The organism is Paenibacillus radicis (ex Gao et al. 2016) (assembly GCF_014641555.1).
In the GTDB taxonomy this organism is placed as follows: Bacteria; Bacillota; Bacilli; order Paenibacillales; family Paenibacillaceae; genus Pristimantibacillus; species Pristimantibacillus radicis.
Genome location: NZ_BMHY01000007.1, coordinates 24248 through 45429 on the forward strand (window position 1 = coordinate 24248; position 21182 = coordinate 45429).

23 protein-coding genes are annotated in these 21182 nt (G+C 49.1%); 15 read left to right on the forward strand and 8 right to left on the reverse strand.

The window, feature by feature from the left end:
• Positions 1-133: 133 nt before the first annotated feature.
• From IEX98_RS17900 to IEX98_RS17910, 3 genes are all read left to right on the forward strand, one after another.
• Positions 134-820, forward strand: coding sequence for a ThuA domain-containing protein (locus tag IEX98_RS17900; protein WP_188890574.1), 687 nt, complete (start codon positions 134-136; stop codon positions 818-820).
• A gap of 1 nt (position 821) precedes the next feature.
• Positions 822-1928, forward strand: coding sequence for a Gfo/Idh/MocA family protein (locus IEX98_RS17905; protein WP_188890575.1), 1107 nt, complete (start codon positions 822-824; stop codon positions 1926-1928).
• 582 nt (positions 1929-2510) lie between these two features.
• On the forward strand, positions 2511-3881 hold the full coding sequence (locus tag IEX98_RS17910; RefSeq protein ID WP_229692248.1) for an alpha-D-ribose 1-methylphosphonate 5-triphosphate diphosphatase: 1371 nt from the start codon (positions 2511-2513) through the stop codon (positions 3879-3881).
• Here the strand turns inward: IEX98_RS17910 and sspI are convergent.
• Positions 3878-4117, reverse strand: coding sequence for a small acid-soluble spore protein SspI (gene sspI, locus IEX98_RS17915; protein WP_188890576.1), 240 nt, complete (start codon positions 4115-4117; stop codon positions 3878-3880). The two genes, IEX98_RS17910 and sspI, sit on opposite strands and share 4 nt — an antisense overlap.
• A 173-nt stretch (positions 4118-4290) precedes the next feature.
• Between sspI and IEX98_RS17920 the strand changes: the two genes are divergently transcribed.
• The 7 genes from IEX98_RS17920 to IEX98_RS17950 all read left to right on the forward strand — a co-directional run bounded on the left by IEX98_RS17920 (position 4291) and on the right by IEX98_RS17950 (position 10967).
• Complete coding sequence (locus tag IEX98_RS17920) at positions 4291-4965, forward strand: potassium channel family protein (protein WP_268237836.1); 675 nt, start codon at positions 4291-4293, stop codon at positions 4963-4965.
• Between the two features lie 8 nt (positions 4966-4973).
• Positions 4974-5780, forward strand: coding sequence for a TrmH family RNA methyltransferase (locus IEX98_RS17925; RefSeq protein ID WP_188890578.1), 807 nt, complete (start codon positions 4974-4976; stop codon positions 5778-5780).
• A 220-nt stretch (positions 5781-6000) separates the two neighbouring features.
• Positions 6001-6951, forward strand: coding sequence for a DMT family transporter (locus tag IEX98_RS17930; RefSeq protein WP_188890579.1), 951 nt, complete (start codon positions 6001-6003; stop codon positions 6949-6951).
• Positions 6948-7841, forward strand: coding sequence for a DMT family transporter (locus tag IEX98_RS17935; protein ID WP_188890580.1), 894 nt, complete (start codon positions 6948-6950; stop codon positions 7839-7841). Before IEX98_RS17930 ends, IEX98_RS17935 begins: the two co-directional genes overlap by 4 nt.
• A 196-nt stretch (positions 7842-8037) precedes the next feature.
• Positions 8038-8367, forward strand: coding sequence for a PadR family transcriptional regulator (locus tag IEX98_RS17940; RefSeq protein WP_188890581.1), 330 nt, complete (start codon positions 8038-8040; stop codon positions 8365-8367).
• On the forward strand, positions 8360-8896 hold the full coding sequence (locus tag IEX98_RS17945) for a DUF2812 domain-containing protein (RefSeq protein WP_188890582.1): 537 nt from the start codon (positions 8360-8362) through the stop codon (positions 8894-8896). The genes IEX98_RS17940 and IEX98_RS17945 overlap by 8 nt, the downstream gene beginning before the upstream one ends.
• Positions 8897-9056: 160 nt before the next feature.
• Complete coding sequence (locus IEX98_RS17950) at positions 9057-10967, forward strand: LTA synthase family protein (RefSeq protein WP_308421805.1); 1911 nt, start codon at positions 9057-9059, stop codon at positions 10965-10967.
• Between the two features lie 82 nt (positions 10968-11049).
• On the opposite strand, the gene IEX98_RS17955 is transcribed toward IEX98_RS17950, so the two are convergent.
• Both IEX98_RS17955 and IEX98_RS17960 read right to left on the reverse strand, forming a co-directional pair.
• A complete protein-coding gene (locus IEX98_RS17955) occupies positions 11050-11532 on the reverse strand; it encodes a hypothetical protein (RefSeq protein ID WP_188890583.1) in 483 nt (160 codons plus the stop codon).
• A 17-nt stretch (positions 11533-11549) separates the two neighbouring features.
• Complete coding sequence (locus tag IEX98_RS17960) at positions 11550-11711, reverse strand: hypothetical protein (RefSeq protein ID WP_188890584.1); 162 nt, start codon at positions 11709-11711, stop codon at positions 11550-11552.
• Positions 11712-11931: 220 nt separating this feature from the next.
• On the opposite strand from IEX98_RS17960, the gene IEX98_RS17965 reads away from it, so the two are divergent.
• Together IEX98_RS17965 and yunB are read left to right on the forward strand one after the other, a co-directional pair.
• The gene (locus IEX98_RS17965) at positions 11932-12468 is read left to right on the forward strand and encodes a nucleoside deaminase (RefSeq protein ID WP_229692249.1); all 537 of its coding nucleotides are present in this window, start codon (positions 11932-11934) and stop codon (positions 12466-12468) included.
• A 134-nt stretch (positions 12469-12602) separates the two neighbouring features.
• Entirely contained in the window at positions 12603-13676 is a 1074-nt protein-coding gene (gene yunB, locus IEX98_RS17970) for a sporulation protein YunB (protein WP_229692250.1), read from the forward strand.
• 56 nt (positions 13677-13732) lie between these two features.
• On the opposite strand, the gene IEX98_RS17975 is transcribed toward yunB, so the two are convergent.
• Positions 13733-14734, reverse strand: a complete 1002-nt coding sequence (locus tag IEX98_RS17975; RefSeq protein ID WP_188890791.1) for a M23 family metallopeptidase — start codon at positions 14732-14734, stop codon at positions 13733-13735.
• A 270-nt stretch (positions 14735-15004) separates the two neighbouring features.
• On the opposite strand from IEX98_RS17975, the gene lipA reads away from it, so the two are divergent.
• Together lipA and IEX98_RS17985 are read left to right on the forward strand one after the other, a co-directional pair.
• Positions 15005-15910: a lipoyl synthase gene (gene lipA, locus IEX98_RS17980; RefSeq protein ID WP_188890585.1), complete on the forward strand. Its 906-nt coding sequence runs from the start codon at positions 15005-15007 to the stop codon at positions 15908-15910.
• A 36-nt stretch (positions 15911-15946) separates the two neighbouring features.
• Positions 15947-16627 carry a YutD family protein gene (locus IEX98_RS17985; RefSeq protein WP_188890586.1) on the forward strand — a complete coding sequence of 227 codons (681 nt, stop codon included), beginning with the start codon at positions 15947-15949 and terminating at the stop codon, positions 16625-16627.
• A gap of 43 nt (positions 16628-16670) precedes the next feature.
• Here the strand turns inward: IEX98_RS17985 and IEX98_RS17990 are convergent, their stop codons facing one another.
• Entirely contained in the window at positions 16671-17459 is a 789-nt protein-coding gene (locus IEX98_RS17990) for an NAD kinase (RefSeq protein WP_188890792.1), read from the reverse strand.
• A gap of 87 nt (positions 17460-17546) precedes the next feature.
• Positions 17547-18617 carry a sporulation integral membrane protein YlbJ gene (ylbJ, locus tag IEX98_RS17995; protein ID WP_188890587.1) on the reverse strand — a complete coding sequence of 357 codons (1071 nt, stop codon included), beginning with the start codon at positions 18615-18617 and terminating at the stop codon, positions 17547-17549.
• Positions 18618-19842: 1225 nt separating this feature from the next.
• On the opposite strand from ylbJ, the gene IEX98_RS18000 reads away from it, so the two are divergent.
• The gene (locus IEX98_RS18000) at positions 19843-20571 is read left to right on the forward strand and encodes a DUF2225 domain-containing protein (RefSeq protein WP_188890588.1); all 729 of its coding nucleotides are present in this window, start codon (positions 19843-19845) and stop codon (positions 20569-20571) included.
• Here the strand turns inward: IEX98_RS18000 and IEX98_RS18005 are convergent.
• Both IEX98_RS18005 and IEX98_RS18010 read right to left on the reverse strand, forming a co-directional pair.
• A complete protein-coding gene (locus tag IEX98_RS18005; RefSeq protein ID WP_188890589.1) occupies positions 20568-20810 on the reverse strand; it encodes a hypothetical protein in 243 nt (80 codons plus the stop codon). The two genes, IEX98_RS18000 and IEX98_RS18005, sit on opposite strands and share 4 nt — an antisense overlap.
• Entirely contained in the window at positions 20807-20998 is a 192-nt protein-coding gene (locus IEX98_RS18010) for a YycC family protein (RefSeq protein WP_188890590.1), read from the reverse strand. Before IEX98_RS18010 ends, IEX98_RS18005 begins: the two co-directional genes overlap by 4 nt.
• Positions 20999-21182 lie beyond the last annotated feature (184 nt).

The window sequence follows — 21182 nt, forward strand, 5'->3', positions numbered from 1 at the left end:
AGTTGGTTTGGGGCGGACTGGCAAGAATGTCGGAACAGAAGACTAGCAGTTCATTGGTTATTTGGAGCATAGCGATCTTGTAAAGCTTAATGAAATAGGACTTATACTATAGGGCAAGGGAGAATGACGGCATATGCGTAAAGCGTTAATCGTATGGGGTGGCTGGGATGGACATCAGCCGAAGGAAGTAGCAGGTATTTTTCAAGAGGTATTGGAGCAGGAAGGCTTTGAAGTCGAAGTATCGGATACGCTTGAAGCGTTCGCAGACGGGGAGAAACTGAAAGCGCTTGATCTGATCGTACCGGTATGGACGATGGGTAAAATCGAAAATAACCTCGTAGACAACGTATCGGCAGCCGTTCAAAGCGGCGTTGGCTTGGCTGGCTGTCACGGCGGCATGTGCGATTCATTCCGTGACAATGTCGACTGGCAGTTCATGACGGGCGGCCAATGGGTTGCACACCCAGGCAATGACGGCACGAACTATGTCGTTAATGTTAAACACAGCTCGAGCACACTGACGGAAGGTATGGACGATTTCGAGGTATCCAGCGAGCAATATTATTTGCACGTCGATCCTGCTGTAAATGTGCTTGCCACTACGCGCTTCCCGGTTGCTGAAGGCCCGCATTCGCTTAACGGTGCTGTAGATATGCCGGTTGCTTGGACGAAGCGTTGGGGCGTTGGCCGCGTGTACTATAACTCGCTTGGGCATCAAGCCAATATCGTCGATATTCCGGTTGTGAAGGAAATGATCCGCAGAGGCTTCCTCTGGTGTGCAGAAGGTAAAAAGGCAGCGGACAATGGGGGTCAAAACTAATATGAGTAAAGTGAACGTAGGCATTATCGGTACAGGCAACATCAGCAGTGCTTATTTGAACAACCGTGCGCAGTTTCCTTCGATGGAAATCGTAGCATGCGCCGATCTTGATGTAGCGCGTGCTGTTGCGAAGGGCGAAGAGTTTGGCATTCGCGGCTGCTCTGTAGAAGAGCTGCTCGCCGATCCGGACATTCAATTGATTATTAACCTGACGATTCCGCAGGCGCATGCCGCTGTTTGCTTGCAAGTACTGGAAGCCGGCAAGCATGTTTATGTGGAAAAGCCGTTCACAGTAACTCGCGAGGAAGCACAGCAGGTGCTTGAGCTTGCAGAACGAAAAGGATTGCTCGTCGGCAGCGCGCCGGATACCTTCCTTGGAGGCGGTATTCAAACCTGCGTGAAGCTAATTGAAGACGGCTGGATCGGCCAACCGATCGCCGCTACTGCATTTATGATGTCCGGCGGACATGAGAGCTGGCACCCGGCACCTGAATTTTACTATCAAAAAGGCGGCGGCCCAATGTTCGATATGGGTCCATACTATTTGACGGCGCTTGTAGCGATGCTTGGACCAATCAGCCGTGTAACTGGCTCGGCTCGCATCTCGTTCCCAGAGCGGACGATTACAAGCCAGCCTAAATATGGGCAAAAGGTAGAGGTTGAAGTGCCGACGCATGTGGCCGGCCTTATCGATTTTGCCGCAGGTGCTGTGGGTACGATCGTAACCAGCTTTGATGTGAAGGGCGGTTCGGGATTACCGCACATTGAAGTTTACGGCAGCGCAGGTACGCTGCGCGTACCGGATCCGAATGGCTTCGGCGGCCCAATCCGTCTTTGCCGTGCAGGCTCCAACGAGTGGGTGGAAATTCCGCTCGCTTATGGCTTCACTGACAACGCCCGCGGCATCGGTGCAGCCGATATGGCGAAAGCCATTCAATCGGGACGCAAGCATCGCGCCAACGGCAACATGGCTTACCATGTGCTTGAAGCTATGCACGGCTTCCACGATGCATCGGAGCAAGGCTCGCATTACGTGATGAAGAGCACTTGCGAGCGTCCGGAGCTTCTGCCTTTGAAACAAGGCTTGGAGCCGTTTGGATTAGGCTAGAACTGAAGAGAGTTGTGAGCAGCAAGGCGTCCGGTGGACGCCTTGCTGTTTTTTTGTTTACTTGGTTTAGTTTTGTGTATGTGTTGTGCGTGATGATGCGGGTGCTATGGTGTGTCGAACAACGAACTAGCTTGGCATTTTAGCGAACTAAACTTCGCTGCATGTCGCAAACATGCTGTAACATGCTGCTGATAATACCGCAGATGTCATACAGCGAACCAGCTTCGCTAATTAACGAACTGAACTTCGTTGCGCGAGGCTAGCATAGGTGGAGGATGTGCTATAGCGAACTAAAATTCGTTACTCGAGAACCTAGGTTCATGAAGAGCGAAGTTTAGTTCGCTGTACAGCCAGGTGTGCCGATTCGAAGGGGCTCCAGCGAACCTTGCTTCGTTCTATAGCGAAAGAGCTTCGTTATTTTAAGCTGAATACTACTCATAGGAAATTAAAGAAGTATCTGGCAGGTTTAGAGCATTCATCAGCGAACTAGCTGCTCCACTGATAACTGGAAAGTGTTTACAGATTATTTGAAAATGTTATACTCAACAGTAACAGAAACATTCGATGGAGGGAGGGATACGCTTGAAACCAGTATGCATAAAAAATGGCTGGGTTGTTCTTCCGGATGCTGTTGTTAAAGCAGATATTTATGTGCGAGAGGGCAAAATTAGCAGAATTTCACTGGTAGGGGAAGGTGCAGATTCGGCGGATGCCGAGGGGAGAATTCTCAATGCTGAGCATTCAAACCATGACGGTGATAGAGAGGTCTTTAGAGCTGGAAATTCAATCATCGATGCTAGGAGGACGGCTATCAATGTTGAGCATTCAAATATGGATGCCGAAAAGGGGAGCAGCAGTATCGAGCATTCAGTCAACCATTCTGCCCATGCAATCATGCCTGAGGAGTTTACAGTCATCGACGCAAGCGGAAGCTATGTGCTGCCCGGACTAATCGATATTCATAACGACGCGATCGAGAAGGAAGTGCAGCCGCGGCCCAATACGCTATTTCCGTTGGAGATGTCTTTGCTGGAATTTGAGCGGAAGCTCCCTCTGCACGGTATTACGACGATGTACCATTCCCTATCGCTTGGCGTAGGTCTTAGTTTGCGCGGTGATCACTTGCTGACGGAAATGGTTGAGCTTATCAATCAGTATCGGACCAAACGTTCAATCATCCGCAACCGGATTCATCTTCGCTACGAAATTTCACATCTGAAGGGAATGCACATTGTAGCCCAATACATTGAAGAGAACAAAATTGATTATTTGTCCTTTATGGATCATAGTCCCGGACAAGGCCAGTACCGGAAGGAAGGATCTTTCGAACGTTATGTGATGAAAAATCAGGGGATGGAACTAAAAGAGGCGCAAGCTTTGGTCGTTGATCTGATGGAGCGAAGGCAGCGGATTGATTGGGAGCAGTTGAGGCAGCTTGGACGGCAAGCAATACAGCAAGGCATTTCGTTGGCTTCTCATGACGACGATTCCCCAGAGCGGGTGGATGTTTTTAAAAGCTATGGTATCAACGTTACCGAATTTCCCATTAACCTCGAAACTGCGCAATATGCAACGGGGGAAGACATGGCAGTTTGCGTAGGTGCTCCCAATATAGTAAGAGGCGTGTCGCATGACCAAAATTTGCGTGCGATTGATGCCATAGCATCAGGTGCTGCATCCATCATCTGTTCGGATTATCATTCTTCTTCGCTTCTTCAGTCTATTTTCAAGCTGGCTGATGAGGGAATAGCCGCTTTGCCTACGGCCGTTCGAATGGCTACCCTTCATCCGGCGCAAGCTTGCGGCATCGCAGATGAGGCGGGGTCCATTGAGCCAGGCAAAGCGGCAGATCTCATAATCGTCCAGCGCTATAAAGGACATCCTTGGGTAACACATACGCTAGTTGACGGTAAAACGGTTTATGCAGCTGATATACGATACCAAAAGGATTAAGCTTTCCCCGTTACCGGCTGCAGCTGTTGGAGATGATTATAGAGCACATCAACGAGCTTGGATTGCTCCTGCGCGTCAATTTCCTTCCAGATCATTTCGAACAGGACGCCAAGCCCCGGAAGGGTACGCTCGTCATGGCCGACAGACCCCGTGATGACTTCTTCCAGTTGCTGTTTATCATTGTTTTGAACCCGCTGTACGATAGCTTGCCTTAAATCCAAAATCGGTGGCTGCATTAAGGAACCCTCCATGTCATAAGTTCATCGGTCGCACTGCGACCGCTAATGGATTGCGCGTACGTAAATTACTATGTCCCCGAGTGCCTTTTTTCATCCGGTACATATCGTTATGTTATAATGGAATACAGCGTTATTAGGGGCAAAGACTTAGCTTTTTTTCAAAGGAGAGCATAAATCGGATGGCCAAAAAACAATATGCCGTAATCGGAATGGGCCGGTTCGGATCAAGTGTAGCCGCAACTTTGACGGGGATGGGTTTTGAAGTTCTTGCAATCGATTCGAATGAGGACCGGATTCAGGAGGCAATCAACAAGGTTACACATGCGGTATCCGCAGATTCAACTGACGAAGAAGCGATGCGTTCCCTCGGCATTCGCAACTTTGATGTTGTGGTAGTGGCGATTGGACAAGATATTCAATCGAGTATTTTGACGACTTTAATATTGAAGGATTTGGGCGTAGGCACGATTATCGTAAAAGCGCAAAGCGAGCTGCATGGCAAAGTGCTGGCGAAGATCGGCGCGGATAAAATTATTTACCCGGAGCGGGATATGGGACTGCGGGTCGCGCATCATTTGGTATCACCCAACATTTTGGACTATATCGAAATTTCTGAGGATTACAGCCTTGTTGAAATTAAAGCTCCTCCTGCTATGGTAGGTAAAAACTTGGTGCAGCTCGATATTCGTCAAAAATTCAAATGCAATGTAATGGGAATTAAGACGGGAACGTCAATGAACATCTCTCCAAATCCCGATGATTTGATCAAAGCGGGGGACGTGCTCGTCATTGTTGGCAAAAATCAAGATTTATCCAATATGGAAATTGCTTATTCGGAAGGCTGATTAGAACCGTGAACAATTATAATCATGAAAAAATAACGTCCGTACAAAATGACAGAGTGAAGCAATGGGCTTCCCTGCTGGATAAAAAATTCCGTGATCGAACGGGTAAATTCGTTATTGAAGGCGTTCATCTTTTGCTCGAGGCGATCAAAGCTTCAGCTCCGATTGAAACGATCGTATATGACGGGGAGCGCGGCATTCCGCCGGAATTGCAAACTGACGCAGCGGATTCCTCTAGCTTCGAATGGGTTGAAACATCCATACAAGTAATGGCCAAATGCACGGGAACCGACACGCCGCCGCCGATATTTGCGGTTGTCGGCAAGCTGGAGTGGGACGAGTCCTCTTTGTTCCGAGACAACAGTCTTGTTGTCGTATTGGACGGGGTCCGCGATCCGGGCAATGTCGGCACGATCATCCGCAGCGCCGATGCAGTTGGGGCGGACGCGGTAGTGCTCGGTAAAGGCTGTGTCGACCTGTATAATCCGAAAACGGTACGCTCAACGATGGGCTCCTTATTCCATCTGCCTCTTATAGAAGCAGATCTGACGGAGCTGCTGCCTGCTGCGAAGGAGAGGGGCATCAAGCTAATCGGTACGAGCCTGCAAGCCACGCACACTTGTTATTCCTACGACTGGACCGCCGCTTCGTGGCTGTTGTTAGGCAACGAATCCAACGGTTTATCGGCAACAGTACGCGAGCAAGCGGACGAGGCAGTCATTATACCGATGCGCGGACAAGCCGAATCGCTGAACGTGGCGATGGCGGGTACAGTGCTGCTTTATGAGGCGATGAGGCAGCGGGAGTTTAATTGAAATGTATTTCTATAAGCAAAATCCTGAATAATCAAGATATCTAATCTTGATTGTTCAGGATTTTTTTCATGCCGTCTATACCATGGTCATCAAGCTCTTCATTCACCAGCAACATTATCTGTACCGGTACAGATACCGTTTTTCACAATTGTGGCAAAGACTTCTCCCGATTAGAATGATGACATAGTTCCATACATGGTTCATGCGAGGAGAACGAATAATGAATACAACACGAGTTCATGCAAGTGCTTATCTGGCAGCAATCACCTATGCTGTTTTTATTGGCTTTTCTTTTTTGTTTGTGAAGGTGACGGTAGCTGCGGCTCATCCGCTGGATGTACTGGCGCATCGATTTACGATCGGATTTATTGCAGTTGCTATACCTTGTCTGTTCGGCTGGGTTCGTATCCGGATTAAACTGCGAGATCTGTGGAGAATAGCCCCGCTCGCGTTATTTTCACCGGTACTCTTCTTTTTCTTTCAAACATATGGGATGATAAATGCTTCTTCATCGGAAGGCGGAATTATTTTGGCAACGGTTCCTATCTTTACACTGCTGCTCGCTTCCTTCTTTCTTAAAGAACGCACAAGCCTGATTCAGAAGCTGTCATTGATTTTGTCCGTTGCAGGCGTGGTGTTCATATTCGTCATGAATGATGGAAGCGGGCTAAATGCAGCGAATATGAAGGGACTTCTGCTCCTGCTGCTGTCAGCCGTTTCGTTTGCGGGATATAGCGTTCTGACACGTCCTTTAGCTCAAAAATATGCGCCGATGGAGATTACGCTCGTTACGACGGGGATAGGTTTTATTGGATTTTTGGCTGTTTCCCTGATCCGGCACGCTGCTGAAGGAACGCTTCAACCTTTTTTTCAGCCATTTGCTGAGCCTTCCTATGTACTGGCTTTATTTTATTTGGGGGTAGTATCTTCAGTCGGAACTACGCTGTTGTCCAGCTTTGCATTGTCCCGGCTCGAAGCCTCTAAGGTTAGTGTGTTCAGCAACTTGTCGACATTAATATCGATAATGGCCGGAGCGCTTATTTTAAAGGAGCAAATTACCGTTTATCATGTATTAGGTGCGATTATGATCATAGTTGGGGTACTAGGCACAAATAAAAAACAACAACTGCGGCATCAGACGAATCGGCCTATGAGGGAGATAGAGAGATGAAGGTAAAAAGCCTTTTATTTTTACTCGGGATCAGTTTAATTTGGGGATCACAGTTTTTCTTTGTCGATAAGGTGATTGCAAGTGTACAGCCTTTATCACTGGCAGCAATCAAGGCAATAGCGGGGGCTGTTACTTTGGCCTTGATCTATAGCCTAATGAGTAAGAAAACACAAGGGCAGCATACCGCGCGTCCTAAGACGAAGGCGGGCCTCCTTTTTCTAGCGATTGCTTTGTTTGAAGCCGTTATCCCCTTTTTCTTAATCGGATGGGGGCAGCAGCGGGTATCGAGCAGTGTAGCTTCCATTATTATGGGGACGATTCCGATTTTTACGCTGCTCATTTTGTTTATCCTTAGAATCAGCCGATTGCGGATGATGCATTATTTAAGTATTGGAGTTGGCTTTGCAGGTATTCTGATCATGATCTTGCCCTCGCTAACCATTGACTTTGGCAATCAAAGCCTGTGGGGGATGGCGGCTCTCGTAGGCGCTTCATTAAGCTTCGCGCTATCCTTGGTGCTGCTTGAAAAGCTGCCGCCGATGTCGTCCGTTCTGGCGATGAGAAATGTGCTGTTGCTCGCATCCATCATCCTGATTCCGCTAAGCTTTATAATCGAGAGTCCGTTAAACATCAGACTCACCTTAGTTGAACTCGTTTCTCTTCTTATTCTTGGTGTTTTTCATGCGGGCCTTGTATATATGATGTACAATCAGCTCATCAAACAATCAGGAGCGGCTTTTGCAGCTCTTACGAACTATATCGTCCCCGTCATAGGTGTTATTCTTGGCACTGTGTTGTTAGGAGACCAGATTAGCCAGAGTACATGGTTTGCGTTAATCATTATTATGATATCTTTGCTTTTGGGAAGTATGGCATCTAGAAATAGATAAAGTGCAGAACCGTACTAAACAGCGCGTATCTTCGCGCCTCTCTATGGAGCTTGCCCAGCAAACGCTGCGGCAAAGCTCTATTTTTTATGGAAAGCGCCTATTGCTTACTTATATCGCGCCGTGATATACTCAGCTCATGATATATCACGACATGATATAGCGTGTCGTGATGCAAGGTGTGCGGGAGGTAAAGCGATTGAGTGAAAAGCTGTTGCAAAGTTATTTGCCGATGTCAGAGACGGCTTATTATATTTTGCTGTCCTTGACGGAAGTTCGTCATGGGTACGGCATTATGCAGGATGTCGGTGAGCTGACGGGCGGACGGATTCATTTGGGAGCGGGGACGCTGTATGGGAGTTTGTCTCGTATGGAGAAGGATGGGCTTATAGCCGTTGTGCTGGAAGAGGAACGCAGAAAATCATATCAAATGACGGCGGTCGGCAGGCTGATTCTTAAGGCAGAGATCACTAGAATTAGTGAGCTTTACCACAATGCAAAGAGAATGGAGGGCAAGCTGGATGCGTGAGCAGAAGAGCGAGTTTAAGTGGTGGTCAAACTGGGCGCCCGAAAAGCTCGAACGATGGATGGAGCAGAAGGAAGCGACGGGCTGGCATCTCGTGAGGGTTAGCGGCAATGCAATACGGTTCCATTACCAAAAAGGCGAGCCACGGAAGATGCGATATTGCGTTGATTATCAAAATAAAGTAGATGGGGGTTATGTTAGTCTGTTTGAGGAAGCCGGCTGGACATTAGTATATAAAGCTACTGGCTGGTATATCTGGGGGATGGCTTATGAAGGAGATCAGCGTCCAGAAATTTACACCGATAGTGATTCACTTATCGAACGAAACAAAAGATTATCTACGACCTTGCTGATTGTTCTTTTCATGCAATTTCCGATTTTGCTAGTCAACTTTGGTATATTGAGTAAATTTCCGCTTATTTGGATCGTTTATCTCGTGCTTTTTTCCTTCTTGACTTACGGTATTATTCGTTTGAACGCTGCCAATCATCGATTTAAAAATAAGGGCGGCAGATTTGACGGCCGAAACTAATGCAGCGCCCGCGCCCTCCAGCGGAATCTATTAACATGGCAAATCCATGCAGCATGGCTTTATAAAAGCTTAACAATGCGTTAATATAAACTATAGAAAAGATAGAAAGGCCGTCGTCTTTGGCGGCTTTTTTGCGTTCATAGATGGGAGAGTGATCGCTTTGCGTTTGCAATTTTTTGACGATGGCTACCGGCGTTCGCCTTTTGCAGCGCTGCTAGTGCTGTTGTTTGCCAAATTCGTGCTGTTTCGTATTTTCCTGTTCAAAGGCGTTACGTTTACGGGCATGCTTTCCGATCTGGCTGCGATTCTAGCTGTTTTGCTTGTATGCGAGCTTGCTATACCTGGCAGATGGAAGGGGCTAGGCTATTGGCTGGTCAACTTCATACTTTCCTTGCTGTTGTTTGCATCAACCGTATACTTTGCTTACTACGGCTCAATTCCGACATTCACGGCGCTTAAGGCGCTGAATCAAGTCGGGCAAATCGGAGACAGCATCAACGCGCTTATTAAAGGCGTTTATTTTGTCTATTTTATTGACCTTGCTATTATTTCTATCGTTTACTGTGTTAATAGATTAAGAGGAATTCGGGTAAAAGGGCGCAAGCGCATCGGTCGAGCCGCGATTCTGCTAGGCTGCGCCGTGTTCTGCCTGGCTTTGTCTGTCCGGTCCGTCTACGTGGCTAAAGCGATTCCGAACGAGCTGGAGCAGGCTCAGAGCCTTGGCTTCATTAATTACCAGGCAGCGGCTGCTTGGCAGGCGGGCAGCGAATCGCTGGCAGCGAAAAACGGCAATTTGGACGAGGTTACCGCCCAGATTAAGGAGCTGCAAGCTTCCTACCCTTATCAGTCCGAGTCCGAGTCTGCGCGTTCGGGCCAGGCACCGGTTACTTTCGGCCAAGCGAAAGGGAAAAACGTCATTGTCGTCCAGCTTGAAGCTTTTCAAAACTTTCCAATTCATCTGTCCGTTGGCGGGGAAGAGCTGACGCCGGTGTTGAACAAGCTGGCCGAGGGAAGCTACTACTTCCCGCATGTGTTTCAGCAAATCGGGCAAGGAAATACGTCGGACGCTGAGTTTATGTCGAACACCTCCATCTATCCGGTAGGAAATATGGCGATGTCTACAGGCTATGGCGACCGGCAGCTGCCGAGCATGCCGCGAATGCTGCAAACGGAAGGTTATGAGGCTTATACGTTCCATGTCAATGACGTATCCTTTTGGAATCGCAATAAATTGTATCCGGCGCTGCATTTTAACGGCTATTACGATAAGCCCTATTATGAGAACGACAATTTTAATGAATTTGGTCCTTCCGACGAGGAGCTGTACAAGACCGGCATAGCCAAGCTTGGCGAGCTTCATGCCAAAGGCCAGCCATTCTACGCGCAGTTCGTCACTGTCTCCAGCCACTTTCCGTTTAAAGTACCAGAGGATCGCGGTCCGCAGCTTCATTTGCCGGAGGAGATGGACGGAACCCATCTAGGTGATTATTTGCGCGCTGTGCACTACACCGACTATGCACTTGGCACCTTTATCGAACAGCTTAAAGCGAAAGGGATGTGGGATAATACCGTGCTTGTCGTCTATGGCGACCACTTTGGTCTTCAGCCTGATAAGGCGGATGCGGCAACGATTAGCTCGCAGCTCGGTATCTCTTATGATTCGCGTTTAAGCCGGTTTAATATTCCTTTTATCGTTCATGATCCATCGCAAAAAGAAGGCCATGTCATCGAGCAGCCAGGGGGTCAGCTCGATATGATGCCGACGCTTGCCAATCTGCTGGGCCTCCAGCCTGCAGAGAAGGGCGTCGTTGCCTTTGGCCGGGATTTGCTGAATACGGATCACAACGTCTTCGGGATGCGTTATTATTTGCCGACCGGCTCTTTCTTCAATAATGAAGTTTTATTCGTGCCTGGCAAAGGCTTTGAGGACGGCACGGCGGTATCGCTTAAGACAATGGAGCCTGTTGCCGATATCGAGCAATATCGCAGTGACTACGATTATATTATGCAATTGATGAGCCTTTCTGATCAGTATGTAAGGCTGCTGCCGAAGCGGGGACCAAGTCAATAGGATTGAAAAAAGCTGGCGAAAATCTACAGCTGCATCATGCAGCGTCGATTTTCAGCCAGCTTTTTTAACCCATCTCTTATGCTTACGAACGAGCGAAGCCTTCTTCATCCATGTATTGCACGGCTTCCTCATACGTTTCAAACGCCATCTCCAGATTCAATCCGGAATAAATGTACCACATATCATCTTCCAGCTTTAAGATCAGCTTTTGGTCGGAGAGGCCGTACCACTCCTCTTCCTTCACCTTTTTCCGTCTGCGTGACGGCTTCGGCTCTGGCGCTTCCTCCCGGCGGGACAAGGAATCAATCGCCTCCCGGATCAGCGTACGAAGCGACTCCTCACTGAAATCTCTGATGTTCACAAGTCCTTTATCATCAGTCGGATAGCCATTCAGAAGACCTGCATACACGTAGCCGTTGCCGTTAGGATGCAGATGATAAATGACATTTTTACGATCGTACAAGCTGTCTTCATACTGAAAGTTAACTCTTCCGAGCGATACATCGTTTCGCTGCAGCTCTTCGAAAGAGGCGATAACAGCCAGTTTTTGATCAAAATTCAACATTAGAAAAATCCCCCAAGCTATAGATGCTCCCGATTTACCTGTTCGTTACGAACCATTTGCTCTAACTTCTCCACCAGTTTATCATGCTCCGGATCGGCCTTTATCAAGCCGAACCATGATTTGCGTTTTTGCTGCTTCAACAGCTTTAGCAGGTAGAGCTTTTCTTTTAACGTCAACACTTGCAATCAACTCCTCCGAGAACGACGGGATCAAGTTGCTTTTTATTAATAGTACTCGATTTTTGGTCGGGCGGCTACCTGAAGGAGCAGGAAGGTGAGAATTGGGGGTGGAAATGCGGTTATGCAGTGCTCTGTGCATGAAAACGAATAAGCTCCGCTTCAATTGTTCAATTCGACGAATGCAGGCAAAGCCAATTGACGGCCTGAGAGGAGCAAACTTATGATGGGAGCAACTAAGGCGATATTCGTCTGCAGTGCAGAGAGGGTGGGAAGCGTGAGCAGAGATAGCGATCAGCATTATTTGCGGCGATGCATCGAGTTGTCACGCAGCGCAAGGGAGAACGGCAATACGCCTTTTGGCGCTATACTTGTGGGGCCGGAGGGCGACATTTTATTAGAACAGGAAAATGTTGAGTTGACGGAGCGCCGCTGCACAGGTCATGCTGAGACAGCGCTGATGGAGAAAGCGTCTCATCAATATCCACATTCTTATTTATGGCAGTGCACGCTGTATACAACTTTCGAGCCATGCGCCATGTGCGCAGGGGCTATCTATTGGGGCAACGTTGGGCGAGTCGTATATGCATCGACTGAGGAAGCGCTGCTCAAGCTGACAGGCAGCCATGAACAAAATCCGACGTTCAACTTGCCTTGCCGCGATATTTTTGCCAGAGGGCAGAAGGCCATTAAAGTAGCAGGGCCATTCCCGGAGCTTGAGGCGGAGACGGTTGCTGTACATGATAACTATTGGCTTTAACCGGAAGTGAAGGAAGCCAGGCGCGAAGCCGGGCCTCCTTCTTTTTTGTCCCACTTGCGCATAAGCATGAACATATAGGAAGCGGGACAAACGGATCATGGGGCTGAATTGGCAATGGCAAGGAGGGAATAAAGGTGGCGCGATGGGGAAGAAGAGGGTTGTTGTCTCGGATGATTGACCGCTGGCCGGGCGGATCTATGAAACGGGTAAAGACGGTGAGCTGGGGAAATCGTTTTTCCTCAAGCAGCAGCGGCAAAGCCTGGGGCGGCAAATGGCAGCCAAAGCCTAAAATGCGGACGAAGGCGGTGACCGGAGGACCTCGGCCGGCATGGGGCGGTCTTCGCGGTTCGCAGCGGCGGCCGCGTGCGTTCAAATCTTCAAGCAGCGGGAAGGCAGTTGTCATAAGCGGAGGCGATTCACGGCCAGTGTCTCCGCGAAGAAAAAAGCGTTATTGGGTGCTCGTCGCCCTGCTCATACTACTGATTGGCACGATTCAATCCTTCGTCTATATCGAGAAGCATCTGCGGCCGCCGCTTATGAAGGTGGCGCAAATCCGGATCAAGCAGGTAGCGACACAAGCCATTAATAAAGCGACGACCGAGGAGGTTGTCTCCAACTCGGACTTTGAGAAGCTCATCGATTGGAAAATGAACAGTGCCGGCAAAGTGTCCGGCTTCATGCTGAACTATGCGGAGCACACAAAAATACGGGCACAGACGATTGAGACGGTGCAGTCTACCTTATCTGACCTGAAAGAAATTCCGGAGCGCATTCCGATCGGCAATGCACTAGGCAGCGCAATTATTTCGTCTTACGGCCCGAGAGTTCCGGTTAAGTTCGAGCCGGTAGGTGCGGTAAAGGTTGATCTGAATACGAGGCAAAAAAATGCCGGCATCAATATGATTCTTATTGAAGTCTATATTCATATCGTGACGGAGGTTGCCATTATCGTTCCGTTTGAAACAGATCCTCAGCTGGTCGAGACCGAAATTCCGATTTCGTATCTGCTCGTCGTCGGGGATGTGCCAATGTACTATTACGACAATAAAGGCAATCCGGTAGGCGATTCTGCAGCACAAGCTCCTAATATATCCGTTCCGTTAACGAACGGCGAGGGCGTATCCAAGCCTTCGGACGGGAGTATGATTGAAGAACATCTGAACTCTTCATCGCTTCCTGCGCCTGAGGCCGTCGGCAATGGCGATTAATTGCAACGGACGCGAAAAAGCTGATCCCCTTTATGTCTGACGGGGATCAGCTTTTTTTATCCATTGGAGCGAAGCCGCTTGCGTTCGTCTGTCTCCCATTTTTTGAGGAGCGGATAGGGATCGAAGGACCACTCGATCAGGCCTCGATCACGATAGACGCCATAATGTAAATGGGGCGGAAATTTGCCCTGCGTACCTGGCTTGCCGTAACCGGAGCTTCCGACCCAGCCGATGACCTGACCGGGGTTGACGAGCGAGCCAACGCCAATAGATTTATCGAAGCCCTGCAGATGAGCGTAATAATGATAGTAGTTATTGAGGTCGCGGATACCGATTCTCCAGCCGCCGTAAGGGTTCCAGCCCTTTACTTCGATGATGCCGTAGCAGGTGCTTCGGACAGGAATGCCGTAAGGCGCGAAAATATCGGTACCCTCATGACTTCGTTTACCGCCCCAGCTGCGGGCATTGCCCCATGTGCTGCGGTAAGAGTAGTTGGACCCTACGGGTATGGGAAAGGCATGCTCGAACAAATCCAGGCGCTCATGAGCGGCGTAAATTTGCGCAAATTGCTGAATCCGCTGAACGGCTCTGCTGTTGCGGTAATAATCCCACAGCCCTATTGAAAAATCATCCTCTGTAGAGCCGCCGTGCTGCAGCAGCCGGCTTGTAATGGAGTAAAGCAGATCAAAGTCATTGTTCCGATCTGCTATGCCATCGCCGTCACCATCCCGGCCAACCCCGTTGAACCATTGGATAGATACCGGAGACGTATCAGAAACATCGGGATTTAGCGGCCCTGCCCACTGCTCCTCTTCGATAAATACGCCGCTGACATCGCCAAGCTGAGGCCGTAATTTCGGCTTCGCTTTGCTGAGCGTCCGCTCGTATTGATCGATTGCGGCAATGCGGTACCAAGGAACTTCCGACATGATGCTTAACCGTTCATACAACTGCTGCCGCAGCTTGAGGACGTTCGCGTCGCTTCGCGTATCCGATGCTTCCGCTTGCGCTGCGGCCGGCTTGTCAGCCTGCTGAGCGGAACAGGGCTGGCCTGCCATGGCAATGGAAACGGCTAGTATGGCTGCGGCAATTGAAATGGTCTGTTTCAAACGTTCCACCCTTTCGCTGGCTCTTTCGCATAATCGTTATGTTTTGCAAATCATTGGCTTTTATGCGAAACGTGCTATAATAAACGGAGAACTTCGCACTAGCCTGACCCCGCGCTGAGAGCTGCGTGTCGTTAGGGGATTAGTTGTAATTATATGCACAGTTACGTTGACAATCGTTTCTACACCAGTTGAAATCGATATTGAAAGCAGGGAAAGCTAATGAAACAGAAGCAGAAGGATAAACTGCCGAAGCCGGATTGGCTTCGTATTAAACTTTCGACGGATGGCAATTATTCCGAAATTAAGGACATGATGCGCTCGAAGACGCTCCACAGCGTTTGCGAAGAAGCTCGTTGCCCAAATATATATGAGTGCTGGTCCAATCGTACCGCTACGTTTATGATTCTGGGCGATATTTGCACGCGCGCTTGCCGCTTCTGCGCGGTTAAGACAGGTTTGCCTACAGAGCTTGATCTGCAAGAGCCGGAACGTGTAGCGGAAGCAGCTGAGCAAATGGGGCTGCGCCATTGCGTTATTACTTCGGTTGCACGCGATGATTTGTCAGACGGCGGCGCTCAAATTTTTGCCGGGTCGATCAAAGCGATTCGCGAACGGATGCCATTTTGCCGGGTAGAGGTGCTTATTCCCGATTTCCTCGGCAACGCAGATGCGCTGAAAATCGTTATGGATGCCAAACCTGATATTTTGAACCATAACATCGAGACGGTGGAACGGCTGTCCGATCGCGTTCGCGCGCGCGCGAAGTACAAGCGCTCGCTGGAGCTGCTGAAACGGGCGAAGGAAATGAATCCGAAGATTCCGACCAAGTCCAGCATTATGTTAGGCGTGGGCGAGACGTACGAGGAAGTTTTGCAGGCGATGGACGATTTGCGCGCCGTGGATTGCAATATCCTGACGCTGGGACAATACTTGCAACCGACGCCTAATCATTTGGCGATTGAGCGCTACGTGCATCCTGATGAGTTTGCCAAGCTGAAAGAAGAAGGACTGAAACGGGGCTTCCGCCATGTCGAGTCCGGACCGCTTGTCCGCAGTTCCTATCATGCCCATGAGCAGACAGATTCCGCCGAAGAGGCGCAATCCCGTGAGCTTACGGGCGTATAAGCCATATTTTAAGCTCCGAGAGGTGGGGGAGAAGCGTTGATTCAGATCGGTGGAAAAATCTATGAGTTGCTGCATGAGAACCGCAATGGCTGGAATGCGGATGCTTTCAAGGACCGATACAGTGAAGTGCTGGAGAGGTATGATTTTATAATCGGCGATTGGGGCTATAACCAATTACGGCTGAAAGGTTTTTTTCGCGACAATCATATGAAAGCAACGAAGGAAAGCGCATTCTCCGGTATGACCGATTATATTAATGAATATTGCAATTTCGGCTGCGCTTTTTTCGTCTTGGAGAAGACAGGCAGCGTGAAGAGGTCGCCGGAAGATGAAACGAATGAGGAAGAGGAAGCGCTGCTGAACACAGATACAGACGCACACTTGCCCGAAGGCGATGATTCGCTTATTTCGGCAATTGTCGCTGGTGTAGCTGCGGCCGCAGCCTCATCAGCAACTCCGATTGCTGCAGTCCCTCCTCAGGTGTCCAAGGGAACGCGAGAGCGCGAAGGACAACCATCCGGAGGCGCGCAGCAGCAACATGAGAAGCAGCGTGGTCCTCGCAATGAGCATCGCCGAGGCTATCGGCCAAATGGCGGCGATCGGAACAAGAAGCCGATCAAGCCTCCGGCAGGCAAAGCGGTCGCTGTCGCTTCCGAGAAACAACAGCAGCAGGCGCAGGCTTCGCAGTCGAAAGAGAGTGATCGTACGACGACATAAAGAGCGAAATAAAAACTCCAGCCCAATGGGCTGGAGTTTTTGTCTACAAATCGATGAACGCATCACGTACGCGGTTCCAGAACGGAAGCGGACGATAACGGGCAAAGTTCACTTTGTGAGAGCTGACCGTACAGCGAATAGAGCGGATATCATTGCGCTGAATGCTGACGTGATCGATGACGAGCTGCAGCCTTTGTTCTTTTTTGGAAATGATATCGCAGTGATGATGCTGCGGCAGCAAAAAAGAAGAGCCAAGCGTCCGGTATACCCTGTTGTTAATGGAAGCAATTTCTGCGATTTGCAGCGATTCAATCGAAGGGTGAACGATGGCTCCGCCAACGCTTTTGTTGTAGGCGGTGCTGCCGGAAGGCGTCGAGATGACGATACCGTCGCCTCGAAACATTTCGAAAGGCTCGTTATTAACGTTCACCTGAACAACCAGCGTTCCATCTACACCTTTGATCGTAAAGTCGTTTAGCGCAAAATAATGCAGCTTCTCGTTTGGCGTCTCTACTTCAATCTCGGCAAGCGGATAGTGAACCAGATGCGGCTCTTCCTTAGCCATCAATTCAACAAGCTTACTCAGCTCATTCGCTTGCCAGTCGGCATAAAAGCCGAGATGACCAGTATGAATGCCTACGAAGGCGACTTCTTCTACCCGGTGGACATAATTATGGAAAGCTTGCAGCAAAGTGCCATCGCCGCCGATTGAGATGACGATTTCCGGTTTTTCATCTTCCCGCTGGAAGCCATACCCCGCTGCGAGCTGGTGAAACTGCTCAGCTAGTGATTGTGATAATGTATCTCCTCGGTCAATAACCGCGTATTTCAACAAAATTAAACCCCTTCCGAAAGCTTCTGTATACCATAGATGATATCGGAATCTGTCGGCAAATACAATGAGGAGACAAATGTTGTTTTATGGTGCGAGCCAGCCCCATAGCAAGTAGACTAAGGCGATGGAAATGAAACCGTGAAGCATTCTGGACACCAGAAGTGGTGCATAACGCATATCGGTCCGGCTAAGCAAGCTGACAACCTGCGCATGAACGGACAAACCTCCCCAAGAGAGTACCCATGCGGCAATAGCTACTTGGTGCATTAATAAAGTGCCGGAGCTTCCGGCTGCTTTGGCTCCAAGCGTTACCTCGAACAGTCCGTAAATGACGGCATCGGCAAGCTGCAGCGGCAGGCCAAACCATTGGAACAAGATGCGGAGCAGTTCCGACATCGCTTCGGCTACACCCGTTCGGGTCAGCATCTCGATGACGACAGAGAAGAAGACGACCAGGCCGCCAATAACAATCATCAGCCGAAGCGCCGATTGGATGGAATCCTGAAGCAGTTTGCCAAGACTGCGGCCATCGAGCAGCCGGGCTTCATGCATAGCTTTTAGAGCAGACGCTATTCTTGACTCCCTTCGTTTTCCCTGGTTATTAGTTGGACGACGGTGAGGTCCGCTCATCGGTGCTTTGCGATCATGGAACCGCATAAGCAGCCCTATAATGAGAGCGCCGACGTAATGGGCAGTAGCAAGAATAGGAGCCAGAGCTGCATTGTGAAAAAAACCTAGCGATACAGCACCGATCAGGAAGACGGGGTCTGAGGTGGTTGTGAAGGCGACAAGACGCTCTCCCTCCGCCCGATTGACCAGCCGCTGCTCCCAAAGCTGAACCGTTAATTTGGCACCAACGGGATAGCCCGATACATAACCCATAGCGACAACGAAGCTGCCGATGCCGGGAAGCCGGAACAATGGGCGCATGAGCGGATCAAGCAGCTTGCCGAAAAAATGAACGATGCCAAAGCCCAGCATCAGCTCGGAAATGACTAAAAACGGGAATAAAGCAGGGAACAGCACCTGCCACCATATCATGACGCCTCTTAGCGATGATTCCAATGTTTGAGACGGGAAGCAAGCCATGAGCATAACGATCAGCAAAGCTCCCAACCCGGCTAGTGAAGCGGGATGCGCGAGGGTGCGCAGCATAGACAATCCTCCTTGAAGCATCGGTTCTGTTTTGAGCCTTTAGGGATGCGAACAGCGTCTGGGAATGCGTAGCGAAATAGCGCTATAATGCTTGTCTATTACTTATATGTGGGAGGGTGGACATCCATCCCTAAACCGAGATTGGAAAGCTGAAAAATAATTCTCATTATTTTAAGAAAACGCTTGCAAGGACAGGGATCATCCATGCTACAATAGAAATATCCTAAGGGCATGGAGGGATCGGAATGTTCATGAGTGTAATTGCTGGCATCCTAGTCTGCGCGTTTGTCTATGTCATTCGAGAGTCTCTTACCGCACCAGGCGAAGAGGACTATGAGAGTTAAACAAGCAACTTCCACATATAGCGCCCCGCATCGACAGCGATGCGGGATTTTTTTGATTTGAGCGAGTTGGCGGTAAAGTTCCGCGGTTGTATGTGTACGTGCGTGATTTTCTCTACAGTGAAGGGTTTTTCGCTATCCGTGAACTTCGGTTCACCAATAACGAAGTTAGGTTCGCTGTAGAGTGATCCAGTCCTAGCAATGTGTGTGGAGCGAAGTTGGCTTCGCTAAATAGGGCGTCCGGTTCGCTGTAGGGCGACCAAGCCGCGCTAACCACATTTTAGCGAAGCAGGTTCTTAAAATAGCGAAGCTATATTCGCTGCAGGCTGAGCTTAAAGATACTTCACTTGCTACAGCGAAGTGAATTTCGCTATCCGTGAACTTCGGTTCACCAATAGCGAAGTTAGGTTCGCTGTAGAGTGATCCAGTCCTAGCAATGTGTGTGGAGCGAAGTTTGCTTCGTTAAATAGCGAGTCTGGTTCGCTGTAGGGCGACCAAGCCGCGCTAACCACATTTTAGCGAAGCAGGTTCTTAAAATAGCGAAGCTAACTTCGCTGAAGTTTGAGCTTAAAGATGCTTCAATTGCTACAGCGAAGTGAACTTCGCTATCCGAGAACCTAGGTTCACGAGTAGCGAAGTTAGGTTCGATATAGAGTGACCAAGCCCTAACAATGTGTGTGGAGCGAAGTTGGCTTCGCTAAATAGCGAGTCTGGTTCACTATAGAGTGACTGCACGGTGTATATCATCTATTGTAATTCCGAACGCTAGCTAGTTCCTTCCTCTTAAATCACTTTCTTTTATACTCCAAAATACCTACACAATTGCGCTGGTTTTGTCGATAGATAAGTATATATGCACATACAGAATAGGAGATGTGAACCATTTGGATCCACTCTATCAGACAAACTTTCAATGCATTTGCTGCGAAAGCAGCTATCCGACCTCGAGGGTGAGGCCAAGTTTCAAAAAGGCAGTCACAACAGACACCGATTTTTGCGGTTATTATAAAAACGGTATTAATCCGGACTTTTATGTTGTTCGCGTGTGCCCAAGCTGCGGATTTGCTTCGACGGAGAACGGGGTAAGTCAATTGAGCGATCGGCAAAAGAAGCAATACTACGAGCAAGTTGGCGTGCGCTGGTCGGTAAGGGATTTTGGAGGAGAGCGTGATCTGGATCAAGCTCTGGCATGTTATAAGCTGGCTTTGCTGACCGGACAATCTGTCGGGGAAAAAGAACGCGTCATAGCGGGAATTCTTCATCATATAGCATGGCTGTACCGGTATCAGGGGAAGGCTCAGGACGAGCAGCGTTTCCTGCGATTTGCTCTGCAATCGTATATTAAAGTATACGAAGAAGAGGGCGAGCAGTTAAATAATGCGAGACTTATGTATATAATCGGGGAGCTTAACAAGCGAGTCGGGGAATCGAGCGAGGCGGTCAGGTGGTTTTCCCGCATCGTAAATGATAAGCGTATTATGGATGCTGCGATGATCCGGGCCAGCCGGGAGCAATGGCAGCAGCTGCGCGAAGAAATGGCCGACGCCGAACAAATGTCCGTCGACGGCCTGACTGATAATAAAGAGCATCGTTCCAAGAGCCAGCCGGTTTAACTTCTTATTGTGCGCAAAGCTTGATCTGCCAGCAAATAATCGTTATCCATATCGACGATCGTTGCTTTATTATGACAGCATGGGAAGACGAGCAGTTTTTTCTTGCCATGCTGAATGTCGGCAATTTCTTTGACTCGAAGCGGGATGAGCACATTGTCTGCACCGCAAAATGGGCAACTAGGCACGTAAACATCGTTCATAACGATGTCATAGGGCCAGCTGCGTTCGAATGGGATCATAAGGATGAATCTTCCGTTTTATCGGCTTGTCCGGCAGCACTGCCGGCTTCTGCTTCCGCTTTGGCCAACTCGGCCAGCTTTTGCAGCAAAATATGACGGGGCATATGCATCAAATGCTCAATCGGCACACCAAGCTGCTTCGAAAGCTTGATTGCGGTGTCCGGCGAAATTTGTAATGGTTTAGACATGGTGGAATACCTCCATCAATCAGGATATAATTAAGTTATACACCGCTGATAGAGATTGCGCAAATAAAACGCGGATCACTAGGGCGGTGTTTTTGCGTTTCGCATAGCGTATAATGAACAATTAATAGACACCAAACAACGCTTCATACGGATTGGAAGATGAAATGAAGTGAAAGGAGAATGT